At 51.2% G+C, this 12,349-nt stretch carries 11 protein-coding genes and 2 pseudogenes; 4 read left to right on the top strand and 9 right to left on the bottom strand.

Features of this window, described 5'->3' with window-relative positions; genetic code table 11:
- A pseudogene (locus BHE85_RS03095) lies at nt 1-256 on the bottom strand (class I SAM-dependent methyltransferase); the annotation flags it as partial.
- Between the two features lie 56 nt (nt 257-312).
- Here BHE85_RS03095 and BHE85_RS03090 point away from each other — a divergent pair.
- Nucleotides 313-582, top strand: a complete 270-nt coding sequence (locus BHE85_RS03090) for a tail fiber assembly protein (protein WP_000926527.1) — start codon at nt 313-315, stop codon at nt 580-582.
- A gap of 115 nt (nt 583-697) precedes the next feature.
- On the opposite strand, the gene BHE85_RS03085 is transcribed toward BHE85_RS03090, so the two are convergent.
- Both BHE85_RS03085 and BHE85_RS27165 read right to left on the bottom strand, forming a co-directional pair.
- Entirely contained in the window at nt 698-946 is a 249-nt protein-coding gene (locus BHE85_RS03085) for a DinI-like family protein (protein WP_001261936.1), read from the bottom strand.
- A 227-nt stretch (nt 947-1,173) separates the two neighbouring features.
- A pseudogene (locus tag BHE85_RS27165) lies at nt 1,174-1,239 on the bottom strand (hypothetical protein); the annotation flags it as partial.
- A 221-nt stretch (nt 1,240-1,460) separates the two neighbouring features.
- Here BHE85_RS27165 and btsS point away from each other — a divergent pair.
- From btsS to BHE85_RS03065, 3 genes are read left to right on the top strand one after another with little or no spacing between them, the layout of a single operon-like run.
- Nucleotides 1,461-3,146, top strand: coding sequence for a two-component regulatory system sensor histidine kinase BtsS (gene btsS / locus BHE85_RS03075; protein ID WP_005005416.1), 1,686 nt, complete (start codon nt 1,461-1,463; stop codon nt 3,144-3,146).
- Nucleotides 3,143-3,862, top strand: a complete 720-nt coding sequence (btsR, locus tag BHE85_RS03070; RefSeq protein WP_000598641.1) for a two-component system response regulator BtsR — start codon at nt 3,143-3,145, stop codon at nt 3,860-3,862. The genes btsS and btsR overlap by 4 nt, the downstream gene beginning before the upstream one ends.
- Nucleotides 3,863-3,908: 46 nt before the next feature.
- On the top strand, nt 3,909-4,379 hold the full coding sequence (locus BHE85_RS03065) for a YehS family protein (RefSeq protein WP_001295430.1): 471 nt from the start codon (nt 3,909-3,911) through the stop codon (nt 4,377-4,379).
- A 40-nt stretch (nt 4,380-4,419) separates the two neighbouring features.
- On the opposite strand, the gene BHE85_RS03060 is transcribed toward BHE85_RS03065, so the two are convergent.
- The 6 genes from BHE85_RS03060 to BHE85_RS03035 form a co-directional block, all read right to left on the bottom strand.
- On the bottom strand, nt 4,420-4,881 hold the full coding sequence (locus BHE85_RS03060; RefSeq protein WP_004982296.1) for a YehR family lipoprotein: 462 nt from the start codon (nt 4,879-4,881) through the stop codon (nt 4,420-4,422).
- Nucleotides 4,882-5,005: 124 nt separating this feature from the next.
- Nucleotides 5,006-7,006, bottom strand: a complete 2,001-nt coding sequence (locus BHE85_RS03055; protein WP_001087221.1) for an SWIM zinc finger family protein — start codon at nt 7,004-7,006, stop codon at nt 5,006-5,008.
- A complete protein-coding gene (locus BHE85_RS03050) occupies nt 7,003-8,139 on the bottom strand; it encodes a vWA domain-containing protein (RefSeq protein WP_001292760.1) in 1,137 nt (378 codons plus the stop codon). Before BHE85_RS03050 ends, BHE85_RS03055 begins: the two co-directional genes overlap by 4 nt.
- The gene (locus BHE85_RS03045; protein ID WP_001294410.1) at nt 8,132-10,411 is read right to left on the bottom strand and encodes a DUF5682 family protein; all 2,280 of its coding nucleotides are present in this window, start codon (nt 10,409-10,411) and stop codon (nt 8,132-8,134) included. Before BHE85_RS03045 ends, BHE85_RS03050 begins: the two co-directional genes overlap by 8 nt.
- Before the next feature lie 10 nt (nt 10,412-10,421).
- Nucleotides 10,422-11,510 carry an ATP-binding protein gene (locus tag BHE85_RS03040; protein ID WP_000074859.1) on the bottom strand — a complete coding sequence of 363 codons (1,089 nt, stop codon included), beginning with the start codon at nt 11,508-11,510 and terminating at the stop codon, nt 10,422-10,424.
- Nucleotides 11,511-12,088: 578 nt separating this feature from the next.
- Nucleotides 12,089-12,349 (bottom strand): IS1 family transposase (locus BHE85_RS03035; protein ID WP_000317683.1); only part of this gene is annotated, 261 nt, incomplete at its 5' end.

Raw genomic sequence — 12,349 nt, 5'->3', positions numbered from 1 at the left:
TAGCTTCGTTCAAATCCATTAAAGATATCAGACTACTCTCAGGTACGTGAGTAAGGTAAAACCCAGTTCCAACACCAATATCCAGATGGTTGTTACCTAAATGTTCCAGAAAGTGTGGAAGAAGGTGTTCCTTTGTAGGACATCCCCATGCAAGCCGATTTGATACTCCCAAAACCCACCAGTCATAAAGCTTTAGGGTAATTGGTGTGTAAATTTTAGCCCCATCATCTGTGTTTTTTTTCATTAATTTCACCATATTATAGTTTTATTTGTGAATTAAATCAATTATGGCGATGAATTACAAGGGGTTAAATGCTGCTGCAGCATAGCGATATTGAAATAGCCTGGTATGCTTCGATACAGCAGGAGCCGAATGGCTGGAAGACCGTCACCACACAGTTCTACATCCAGGAATTCAGTGAGCATATTGCGCCACTTCAGGATGCTGTAGATCTGGAGATCGCAACGGAGGAAGAAAACTCGTTGCTGGAAGCCTGGAAGAAGTATCGGGTGTTGCTGAACTGTGTTGATACATCAACTGCACCTGATATTGAGTGGCCGGAAGAACCAGACACAATGTAAGCGAAAAAGAAAAACCGCAGACACGACGTATGCAGGACGTGCTGCGGTTGGCTGGTAAACTTTCGATAGTGCGAGTATTGAATGATTTCCAGCCGTTACCGATTTTACGTGTTTATTAGTGAACAAACCACTCGTCAGCAGACTCCCAGGTATCTTTCAGAGTCTCCTGAACAAATGTTTTTGCAGAATCCTTATCTGCGGTGCGTGTAACAGAAAGGCCATCGTTGCTGGTGGCTTTTACGATCACCTCTACATCGTCATAACGTTTACTGATGCGTCGGGTTAATTCTTCCTTTAACGCATCCACAGCACCGTTTGGCATTTTAGTGATTTTTTCTTTAGCGATACAGATCTCAACACGCATAACACCCTCTTGTAACTGTAGTTATGTACAGGTGTTATTTTTATCTGTATGGATAACCAGTATCAATTTCTGATATTGTTTATGGGGCATCAATGGGGCATGTATGGGACACTTTTTATCGGCGAAATTCGTCGAAGTTCGTCGACATGGTAAACGAATCATCTATCCAACCCTTGAAAAACGGCGCTCCTGGACGATCTTCGTCGATTTTTTAAAATGTTGCGTCACGCGCGTAACGTGACAGGGTTAATATCACAAAGCAACGCCACTTCACCAATTGTGTAAAGCGCCATCGTCTCACCCTTGCTCGCGAGGTCCCGGTTTAACTTTAGACGCAGTTTTGCGAACCAGGTAGTTTTGCCCGTTTTTTGTGCATCTATAGGGTGATTTTATTTTTGCCAGGCGATTTTGAGTGATCGTACTCACGAATTCTCATTTTTCTGCAAGAGTTCAAAGAAAGTTAAACGCAGGCAATGTATGTTACGCGTTTTAAAGGGAAGTGTGGTTTGCGGGTATGTACGATTTTAATCTGGTGTTGCTGCTGCTTCAGCAGATGTGCGTTTTTTTAGTCATTGCGTGGTTAATGAGTAAAACGCCATTATTCATACCGTTAATGCAGGTCACGGTTCGTCTGCCGCATAAATTTCTCTGCTACATCGTCTTTTCCATCTTCTGCATCATGGGCACCTGGTTTGGGTTGCACATTGACGATTCTATTGCCAATACCCGTGCGATAGGCGCGGTAATGGGCGGCTTACTCGGCGGTCCGGTCGTCGGTGGGCTGGTTGGCCTGACCGGCGGGTTACATCGATATTCGATGGGGGGCATGACCGCGCTAAGTTGCATGATCTCGACCATCGTTGAAGGATTGCTCGGCGGCCTGGTACACAGCATCCTGATTCGTCGCGGGCGTACTGATAAAGTCTTTAACCCCATTACCGCCGGTGCCGTCACGTTCGTCGCTGAAATGGTGCAAATGTTGATCATCCTGGCGATCGCCCGACCTTATGAAGATGCGGTGCGTCTGGTGAGTAATATTGCTGCACCAATGATGGTCACCAATACCGTCGGCGCGGCGCTGTTTATGCGTATATTGCTCGATAAACGCGCGATGTTTGAAAAATACACTTCGGCTTTTTCTGCCACTGCGCTGAAAGTGGCTGCCTCGACGGAAGGCATTTTGCGCCAGGGGTTTAACGAAGTGAACAGCATGAAAGTGGCACAGGTGCTGTATCAGGAGCTGGATATTGGTGCAGTCGCGATTACCGATCGAGAGAAATTGCTGGCCTTTACTGGAATTGGTGACGACCACCATTTACCCGGCAAACCGATTTCTTCGACTTACACCTTAAAAGCGATTGAAACCGGTGAAGTGGTCTACGCTGATGGCAACGAAGTACCTTATCGTTGCTCTTTGCATCCGCAATGCAAACTGGGGTCGACGCTGGTAATTCCGTTGCGTGGTGAAAATCAGCGGGTGATGGGCACCATCAAATTGTATGAAGCCAAAAACCGTTTATTCAGTTCAATAAACCGCACGCTGGGCGAGGGGATTGCGCAACTGCTTTCGGCGCAGATTCTTGCCGGGCAATATGAGCGGCAAAAAGCGATGCTCACCCAGTCAGAAATCAAACTGCTTCACGCCCAGGTGAATCCTCATTTTTTGTTTAATGCGCTTAACACCATTAAAGCGGTGATCCGCCGCGACAGCGAACAGGCCAGCCAGCTGGTGCAGTATCTTTCCACTTTTTTCCGCAAAAACTTAAAGCGGCCTTCGGAGTTTGTTACTCTCGCCGACGAAATTGAACATGTGAACGCTTATCTGCAAATTGAAAAGGCGCGCTTCCAGTCGCGGTTGCAGGTCAACATTGCTATTCCGCAAGAATTATCCCAGCAGCAATTGCCCGCGTTTACCCTGCAACCGATAGTGGAAAACGCCATTAAACATGGGACATCACAACTGCTGGATACAGGGCGAGTGGCAATCAGCGCCCGACGTGAGGGGCAACATTTGATGCTGGAGATCGAAGACAATGCCGGTTTGTATCAACCGGTAACCAATGCCAGTGGGCTGGGGATGAATCTGGTGGATAAGCGTTTACGTGAACGGTTTGGCGATGACTATGGAATAAGCGTCGCCTGTGAGCCTGATAGTTACACCCGAATAACGTTACAACTACCATGGAGGGACGAGGCATGATTAAAGTCTTAATTGTCGATGATGAACCGTTAGCACGGGAGAACCTGCGTGTATTTTTGCAGGAGCAGAGCGATATTGAAATCGTTGGAGAGTGTTCAAACGCCGTGGAAGGGATCGGCGCGGTGCATAAACTGCGCCCGGATGTGCTGTTTCTCGATATCCAGATGCCGCGCATCAGTGGTCTGGAAATGGTGGGGATGCTTGACCCGGAACATCGCCCGTATATTGTTTTTCTCACTGCGTTTGACGAATACGCTATTAAAGCCTTTGAAGAACATGCCTTTGATTATCTGCTGAAGCCAATTGATGAAGCGCGACTGGAGAAAACGCTGGCGCGATTGCGTCAGGAGCGCAGCAAGCAGGATGTTTCGCTGTTACCGGAAAATCAACAGGCGCTGAAATTTATCCCTTGTACGGGGCATAGTCGGATTTATTTGCTGCAAATGAAAGATGTGGCATTTGTCAGCAGTCGGATGAGCGGTGTCTACGTTACCAGCCACGAAGGGAAAGAGGGCTTTACCGAATTGACATTACGTACCCTGGAAAGTCGTACACCACTACTGCGCTGCCATCGTCAGTATCTGGTTAACCTCGCGCATTTACAGGAGATTCGTCTGGAAGATAACGGCCAGGCCGAGTTGATTTTGCGTAATGGCTTAACCGTGCCGGTCAGCCGCCGTTATCTGAAAAGCTTAAAAGAGGCGATTGGCCTGTAAAAGACTGCTAAAATGGCTTTTTGCCTCATCAACACCTGAAGGCCTCATGCTAAGTAACGATATTCTGCGCAGCGTGCGCTACATTTTGAAAGCCAATAATAATGACCTGGTGCGTATTCTGGCGCTGGGTAATGTCGAAGCCACCGCGGAACAGATCGCCGTCTGGCTACGTAAAGAAGACGAAGAGGGTTTTCAGCGTTGTCCGGACATTGTTTTGTCGTCATTCCTCAATGGCCTGATTTATGAAAAACGCGGCAAGGATGAGTCTGCTCCGGCACTGGAGCCGGAACGTCGCATTAATAACAACATCGTGCTGAAAAAATTACGCATCGCGTTTTCGCTGAAAACCGATGACATTCTGGCTATCCTCACCGAACAGCAGTTCCGCGTTTCGATGCCGGAAATTACAGCGATGATGCGCGCACCGGATCATAAAAACTTCCGCGAATGCGGCGATCAATTTTTACGTTATTTTCTGCGTGGACTGGCAGCGCGCCAGCATGTGAAGAAAAGCTAAGACGGGTATGGCGGCCATACGAAACATGGCCGCCGACAGATTATTTCACTTCTTTAAAACCAGCGGCTTTCATCACCAGTTCCATTTGCGCCATAGTGATACCTTTTTTGGCATCTTCAGCAGAAACGTTGATTCCTGAAATACCCTGCAGGGCTTTAAAATCCACTTTTTCCATATCGATAGTCACGTTTTCCTGCGCGTAGGTATCGGTATAGGTTAATTTTTCTTCAACACCCGCGATGTTTTTGTATTTGGCGCTTAACGGCTCAAGTGTCTTGGCAGCATCTTCTTTGGTGGTTGCACTAATGGAGGCAAATTGAATTTTGGTTTCAGAAGATTGCTTAAGCACCTTGTCACCTTTGTAGACATAGGTAATGGCAATTTCAGTGCCGTTCAGATTGGCGCTGAATTTCTTCGATTCTTCTTTGTCACCGCAGCCAGCAAGAGAGAAAACCAGAACAGATGCAACAACGAGGGAAAACAGCTTATTGAAAGCCTTCATGTAAAACTCCATTTTATTTAATCAAGAAACTGGTGACTCTCACCAGGGGCTATATAGGATATGCCTAATACCGTGGCGTGAGCAGTCCGGAACTGGAGTAGAACTCTTAGTAAAAAGCACTATTTCATCCTTGTTGCTGAAGCATGGGGAATAATTGTTCGCAAAGCAAAACACCGTTATTCATTGCTTCTACCCGTGCCTCGCTTTCTGTATTACGAAATTGTACCAACACATGTGCCAGCCGATAAAAACCCACCGCGGTGAGGTCATTCGCCAGCAACTCTGCCTGACTAATAGCGCTCTGTTCCTGATAGCGCCAGCCGTTATGGAGCAGTTGAATAAGTAACGCCTGGCAGCGCATCAGCAACTGATGAGCGGTAGACGGCACAGGCAAAACGCTGGCAGAAGGTAGCGGTGCCACAGGCGCAGTTTCCGCGTCCAGCGCCCAGGCACGGGTTTTTGTCATCATCACCCGTGGTTCCAGTGTCAATTGCCCCTCTACAAAGCTGACAAAGCCAGAAACCAGACTCACGGGGTCGTCTGTTTGTTGCAAAAGCGCCGCCATGCGTTCAACGGCAAAAGGAGAACAGGCAGATGCCGGAAGGGATAACGTCAGCAGATTATCTTCACCTTCGCCGCTGATTACCTGCGCATCCAGCGTCTGGCGGCCGCTGTCCCAACCGAGTGAAATACACTCAGCGACCGGCAGAATAAATAAGTTATCCACCTGATTAAGAGGCCGTATGCAGGCGGGGGGACGCTGGCGTAAATATTCCCGCAAAGCCACAATGCCCGGCTGGCGTAACGGCGCGCTCAACATTTGCCAGGCGTCTGGCGACAGCGGCACAACGCTGCTTAAGCGGTTGCGGGTAGCTAACAGCAGCTCGCCATCGGCACTGCGTTTTGCTGCTTGTGAAACAATTTGCCCACCCGCCAGTGCGCCAGCCTGAAAACTAAACAGCCGACGCGTAGCTGCCGGTGAGTTTTCCTGTTCACTTCGCGGCCAACTACGCGAAAGATGCAAAATACTGCCGGTGTCGGGATCGGTAAACCAGATGCGTAAACCATAATGCTCAATATCCTGCCAGCAACGCATACCTAAAGACACCAGCCGCAGATGATCAAGCTTTGCTTCTCCGGCAATGCCAGAGCCAACGACCGTGCGCCACGGCACAGGAGGAACTTCACCAACACTGTCGCGCCGGGCCATCTCTTGTGCGCAGTTTAATCGACTGTTTAATGCCGCAAGCTGACGTAAGCATTCTCCGGCATGATAGTGGCTGGCGCGGGCGTGGAAGGCATCAACGCTGGCGCGCAGTTGCCGTAGCGATTCACTCACCCATCGCCAGCTGCAGCGTTCCGCTGCTTGCTGCGCGCGGCTGAAAGCGGCCTCGTAGTGAATAAGCGGCTGGCTGATGCCGCTCAGCCATAATGCCTGGCTTAGTTGTTGAACATATTGACGACACGTTTTGCCTTCTTCGCTGGCAAACGGATCGTCAGATGATGTGACGTGTTCGCTGCGCATCTGCCAGATTAAATGAGTCAATTCCGCTTGCTGCGCTTTTGCCTGGACAAAGGCCTGTACTGCCAGTACGACATGTTCGCAAAGTGTGCCTTCAATACAATCACAACGGGCGAAACGAATACTGCTGCGGGAATAAAAACGCACATCGCTCATCGGTAAGCGGGCAGAGGGAATTTCACCCGGCGCACAGAACAACTCAATGGTGATGCCTTTAGCGACCAGCGCCTGTGCGCGTTTGCGGGTGGCATCGGGAAGGGTAGCCAGTTCTTCCAGCCAGATTGCCGGATCCCATTCCTCTTCTTTTCCCGTAGGCTGGGCGGTAGCACAAAGTCGTTGATAACTTAACACCAGCATCACGCGATGACGGCACATACCGCTGGCCCCGCAGCTGCACTGAGCCTCTTTCAGTGCCTGGCCGTTCGCCAGCTGGGTACGGACACCGTCACTGAAGGTGGCGATTAAAGCGCCGTTCTCATGGCTGATCTCCGGGACGTTGCCATTTTCCAGTTCCTTAAGACTGCGCTTAACAAAACCGGCATTGCTTAACGCCGTCAGGGCCTGCGGTGTCAGTTCTAATAATTCCGGACGTAGTGAATTCATGACTGAAGATTCTCCGCAAGCCATGATGCCAGCTCGCCCGGTGTCATGGCGGCTATTTGTGCGCCGACATTAACCAGCGCCTGGGCCGTATCGCGGTCATAGCAAGGTGTTGCTGTGCTATCGAGCGCTGCCAGTCCCAGCACTTTGATGCCGCTCTGGACACACTTTTTCACCTGATGCGTCAGTAATGATGATGAACCCCCTTCGTAAAAATCGCTCACGAGGATAATGACGCTTTTCGCTGGTTGTTCAATAAGTTGCCGACCATACTCCACGGCACTGGCGATATTGGTCCCGCCGCCCAACTGTACTTTCATTAATAACTCTACCGGATCGGCAACGTCTGCCGTGAGATCAACGACGCTTGTGTCAAACGCCACCAGATGGGTACGAATGCCGGGTAACTGCCACAAACAGGCCGCCATCACCGCAGAGGGGATCACCGAATCGACCATCGAGCCGCTTTGATCAACCAGTAAGACCAGTTGCCATTGTTCGCTTTGGCGTTTAATGCGGCTGTTAAAGCGGGGGGATTCGATATACAACTTGCCGTGTTGCGGGTGCCAGTGTTGCAGGTTGGCGCGCAGAGTACTTTTGAAATCAAAGTTTCGCGCCAGTGGAATAAATGAGCGGCGACGGCGATCGCGGACACCAGAAAAAGCCTGACGAACTTCCTTTGCCAGTCGCGCCATAATTTCTTCAACAACCTGGCGCACAATCCTGCGGGCGGCAGCCAGTACTTCGGGGTTCATCAGATGTTTGGTGTGCAAAACGGCGCGTAGCAGGCTTTCGGAAGGCTGCATACGTTCCAGCACGTCGAGATTTGTCACCACATCTTCAATGCCGTAGCGCAGTACGGCATCGCTTTCCAGCCGCTCAATCACCTGTTGCGGAAACAGCGTGTGGATACTGTTGAACCACTCAGGAGTGGTGAGATTTGAGCCACCTAATCCACCAGAGCGTTCACCACGCTGGAGCCGTTCAGGATCGCGCCCATACAGCCACTCCAGCGCGTGATCTATCTGCCGGGCGTTGTCATCCAGCCCACAAAGCGTCGTTTCTGCCGCTTCGCCAAGAATTAATCGCCAGCGTTGTAGCTCACGGGTGGTCAGAAGATCGTTCAGTTCAGACATGGAAAACTCCCCAGTGTTGCAGCGATGCCAGTGCCTGCTGTTCGAGTTGTTGATGATGTGCAATGGCTTGCGGTGGACAATGCAACGGCATTTGCAGTGCCGAAACGGGAAGTTGCGCCAGTTGATAATGCTCAAGCACCTGATGCGCCAGCGTCCCGCGTTCTCGTGGCGGTAGCCAGGCCATCACCGCGCGTAAATCGGGCAGGGCATTGATAAAATTGGCATCACTCAGTTGATTCAAATGGCTGCTGAAACCGGCGATAAATGCAGGTTGACAGGCCAGTTGATGACGGGCTAATGCCAGCAAACCGTGCAGCGCCTCGCCGGATTGTGCCGGGGATAACTGCGCCAGCATCGTCAGCGCCGCTTCGGCACTGGCGTTGGGATGTTCCAGACGCATTAGTGCGCCAAGAGCCGCGCCGCGATCCAGCGCCGGGGCATGAATCGCCTGACTGCGTCGCTCCAGTAAGGCTACCGCCGCAGAAAGCGAAACGCCGGATAAATTAACGCCGCTATGTAGATCGCGCAGAATATGGCAAAGCGCTTGCCAGCTATGCAGGTGAGCGTGAAACTCCTTTTCATCCGGTCTGCCGTTAGATTCACACAGCCACAGCGTGCGATCGATAGCCGCGCATAACGTCGTTTGTAATATCTGCGCGCCTTGCATACCGCTAATTTCATCCAGCCGCCATAAGGCATATAGCACTTCCAGCGCCTGGCCCATTTCGGCAAATTGATTTTCCTGGGCGATTAATAATGTGAGTTGCTCCAGTAATTGTTGACTGAAGGACGCCAGACCCGCTAACGCCGCCTGGCTAAGACATGTGGTGATACTGCCGATGCCACCCGCGTCCAGCATATCGGCTTCTAATTTATGGCGTGCGGCTTCCTGAAGTGTTGCACCAAAGCATGCGGCCTCAATCAATGCCGCATGCTGGCTAAGCGGGCGGGTTAATTTCCAGTGTTCTTCACCGTTGCCTGCAAGTGTCAGTGTACTTCCCTGCTGGCGTACAATCCCAGGGATCTCCAGTATTGCCAGCCGATGTAACACCTGACTTTGCGCCAGCCCATCGGGGGTAAAGCGATTTAAGGTAAGCTCCGCCGGAAGAGAGATTGCGGTACGTTCCAGTTCGCAGGTGACATCTTTTGGCAGAGGCGGTTGTGGCGTGGAAGGGGCAAGTTTACCGAATCCGTCACCCGCTAATGTGTCTATCAACGTTAGCAGAATCGGATCGGTATCGGGATGAATAACGCCGCGATAGCTCCACGGCAACGGTGCATTCAGGGCTTCTTTAATCAGCGAGCCTGCTATGGCATCCAGCCAGTCAGTGCGTAACGGTAGTGTATGACCGCGCAACTGTGCCAGTGCCATTGCATGCAGATGTGCGGCAGCCATATCCGCGATCGAAGCAGGCAAGTTGTGCTGGCGCAAACGGGTGAGAACCGTTTTTAGCAGTTGTTCACCGGCCTGCTGTAAGCCCCACTGCCAGCACCAGTTTTGCCAGACCGGGGCAGGCATACCGGAAAGGTATCCTGCCAGCACATCAAGGTGCTTTTCACTGTAGGGGGTGAGATAACAACCTGTAACGGCATTTGCCAGCGAGGGCAATTCTGGCTTGTTAATTTCCTGCGGACATTCGCGCCACATTTTTGCCAGTGCAGGAGCGTGCCAGCCACCGCAGACGACTAACACGTCGCCATTATTTCGCTGCACCGCCCATGCAATCCAGCGAGCCATAAAGGCTTCGCGCTGACGATTGAGTGCATCGCCGGGGAAATCGCCCCGCAGTTGGGCAAAATAGTGCGCCAGCGCAGAGGGTAATGCAATTTGCTGGCTTTCATCTTCGAACAAGTGATCCCACAGGGTGTCGCTGTTATCCATGCGGGTGGCACGCAGCAGCAAGGCCTGGCTTTCCTCTTGCGTATCAGGCGAATCGTCCACTTCTTCACTCTGCGCCCAGCAAGGCAAATCGATGAAGTAAGTTTGTGCCTGAATACGACGTGCGGCTTGTAGCGCCTGCCACTCCGGCGAAAATTCAGCAAATGGCGTCCAGGCACCACGCCCGGGGGCTGCACCGTCCTGATACTGGCAATAACTGTAAATAGCTACCGGAAGCTGGTGGGCTAAAAACAGTTCGTCTACCCGGTCATTAAAATCAGCCGGGCCTTCAATCAATACGTATCGTGGCCGCTGGCTTTCGATTAACGATTTCACCAGCCGGGCGCAGGCCGGACTATGATGCCGGATGCCGACAATTAACGGCTCGCTCATGCATCTTTCCTCACGGCAGGCGGTGGCGGGCTTGATAATAAGCCTGCCAGTGAGCTTCTTTATGTGTGGCGACTCGTTGTTCGAAGTAACGGCGCAGACGAGCGCGATCTTCTTCGTTATCTTTGACGATGGTTCCGGCAATGCAGTCCACCAGGTCGGCTGGCTCACCTGCGCGATTCGCTAAAAACCAGGCGCGGACGCCTACGGCGTGGGCCACGTTCACGGCTTCAGCGGTGGACATAATCGCTGTTAGTGTATCCATTGACGTTTTCTTTTCGCCGTTGGCACGCAGATCGCGGAAGGTGCGGACCAGTAACTCCAGTACCGCGTCAGGCACTTTATGCGGAATACCGCTATGAGCCAGCAAACGCGCCGAAGCACTGGCGACCAGTTCCAGCTCCTGGGCGAAATCCATAATCGGAAAGACAGTTTCAAAATCGAAGCGACGCTTTAGCGCAGCACTCATTTCATTGACGCCGCGATCGCGGGTATTGGCAGTGGCAATAATATTAAAGCCTTCTCGCGCATAGAGCTGACTGGCTTCACCAGTGAGTTCCGGCACCGTCATCACCCTGTCAGAAAGCATACCTAACAGACAGTCTTGCACTTCCAGCGGTGTACGCGTTATCTCTTCAAAACGGACGATTTTGCCGTCGCGCATTCCCTGGTAAAGCGGGGCAGGGACCAGCGCTTCCGTTGATGGACCATGATTGATAAGCAGGGCGTAGTTCCAGCCGTACTTGATTTGATCTTCGGTAGTAGATGCGCCGCCCTGGATGGTTAACCCGGCATCGCCGCTAATAGCGGTTGCCAGTAATTCAGACAGGAGAGATTTTGCGGTGCCAGGTTCCCCCACCAACATCAAACCGCGTCCGGTGGCAAGAGTGACTAACATACGTTCGACAGCGGAGGGACTAATCACCACTTTACGGCTAATATTTTGCGCGCTATCGCCAAGGATAAAAGCACGGGCCGCAGGCAAACTTAACTGCCAACCGGGCGGGCAAGGTGCGTTATCATTTTGTTTTAATTTTGCCAGTTCATCGGCGTATAACACAGCAGCAGGCGGACGCTGCAGATGATTATTCTGCGGTGACATATATTCATCCCTGAAATGTATTAATGAAATAAACGATATTTTACGCGCAATAAATGTTTGGCGCATTAGTTGTTTGATCGAAAAATATCTGGAAAGCAGATCACAGTAAATAAAAAAACCTGCTGGTGAGGCAGGTTCTTTTATTTACTACTTTCAGGCCTAACACCACAGCCTGTGCAACATCGTGTTCCAACGAACGAATTATAACCACGGCTGGACCCCGTTGCAATTAAGATAATGAGATTTATAATCCAGACCGTTGGGACGTTGCGCCGGATCGAATCTATTTCAAGTCCTGGCTACCGGACGGGTGGTGCTGCAGGTGGTGCCCTGATCCGGAGTGCAACATCGTGGTCCAACATACGTAAACCAGTATCGACAGGCAGTGTAAGGGTAAGGTGCTGGTGTTGCGCTCCTTAATAAGGAGAGCGGATGGACACGCTGACACAAAAGTTAACCGTGCTCATTGCTGTACTGGAGCTATTAGTGGCTCTGTTACGGTTGATTGATTTGTTGAAGTAACGGGCAACTTGAAACGCATCTAAGGGGGAATACAGTTTCCCGGTAATGACTCCAACTTACTGATAGTGTTTTATGTTCAGATAATGCCCGATGACCTTGTCATGCAGCTCCACCGATTTTGAGAACGACAGTGACTTCCGTCCCAGCCTTGCCAGATGTTGTCTCAGATTCAGATTATGTCGCTCAATGCGCTGAGTGTAACGCTTGCTGATAACGTGCAGCTTTCCCTTCAGGCGTGATTCATACAGCGGCCAGCCATCCGTCATCCATACCACGACCTCAAAGGCCGACAGCAGGCTCAGAAGACGCTCCAGTGT

Origin of the sequence: Shigella sp. FC1567 (genome assembly GCF_001743015.1) — a bacterium.
In the GTDB taxonomy this organism is placed as follows: domain Bacteria; phylum Pseudomonadota; class Gammaproteobacteria; order Enterobacterales; family Enterobacteriaceae; genus Escherichia; species Escherichia coli.
Note: the sequence above shows the minus strand (reverse complement) of the source record. Positions and strands in the feature narration are given on the sequence as shown.

What these genes read in the sequence shown, in the direction of transcription:
- BHE85_RS03090 (WP_000926527.1), top strand. Translation starts at nt 313, where the DNA reads ATGCTGCTGCAGCATAGCGATATTGAAATAGCCTGGTATGCTTCGATA.
- BHE85_RS03085 (WP_001261936.1), bottom strand. Translation starts at nt 946, where the DNA reads ATGCGTGTTGAGATCTGTATCGCTAAAGAAAAAATCACTAAAATGCCA.
- btsS (WP_005005416.1), top strand. Translation starts at nt 1,461, where the DNA reads ATGTACGATTTTAATCTGGTGTTGCTGCTGCTTCAGCAGATGTGCGTT.
- btsR (WP_000598641.1), top strand. Translation starts at nt 3,143, where the DNA reads ATGATTAAAGTCTTAATTGTCGATGATGAACCGTTAGCACGGGAGAAC.
- BHE85_RS03065 (WP_001295430.1), top strand. Translation starts at nt 3,909, where the DNA reads ATGCTAAGTAACGATATTCTGCGCAGCGTGCGCTACATTTTGAAAGCC.
- BHE85_RS03060 (WP_004982296.1), bottom strand. Translation starts at nt 4,881, where the DNA reads ATGAAGGCTTTCAATAAGCTGTTTTCCCTCGTTGTTGCATCTGTTCTG.
- BHE85_RS03055 (WP_001087221.1), bottom strand. Translation starts at nt 7,006, where the DNA reads ATGAATTCACTACGTCCGGAATTATTAGAACTGACACCGCAGGCCCTG.
- BHE85_RS03050 (WP_001292760.1), bottom strand. Translation starts at nt 8,139, where the DNA reads ATGTCTGAACTGAACGATCTTCTGACCACCCGTGAGCTACAACGCTGG.
- BHE85_RS03045 (WP_001294410.1), bottom strand. Translation starts at nt 10,411, where the DNA reads ATGAGCGAGCCGTTAATTGTCGGCATCCGGCATCATAGTCCGGCCTGC.
- BHE85_RS03040 (WP_000074859.1), bottom strand. Translation starts at nt 11,510, where the DNA reads ATGTCACCGCAGAATAATCATCTGCAGCGTCCGCCTGCTGCTGTGTTA.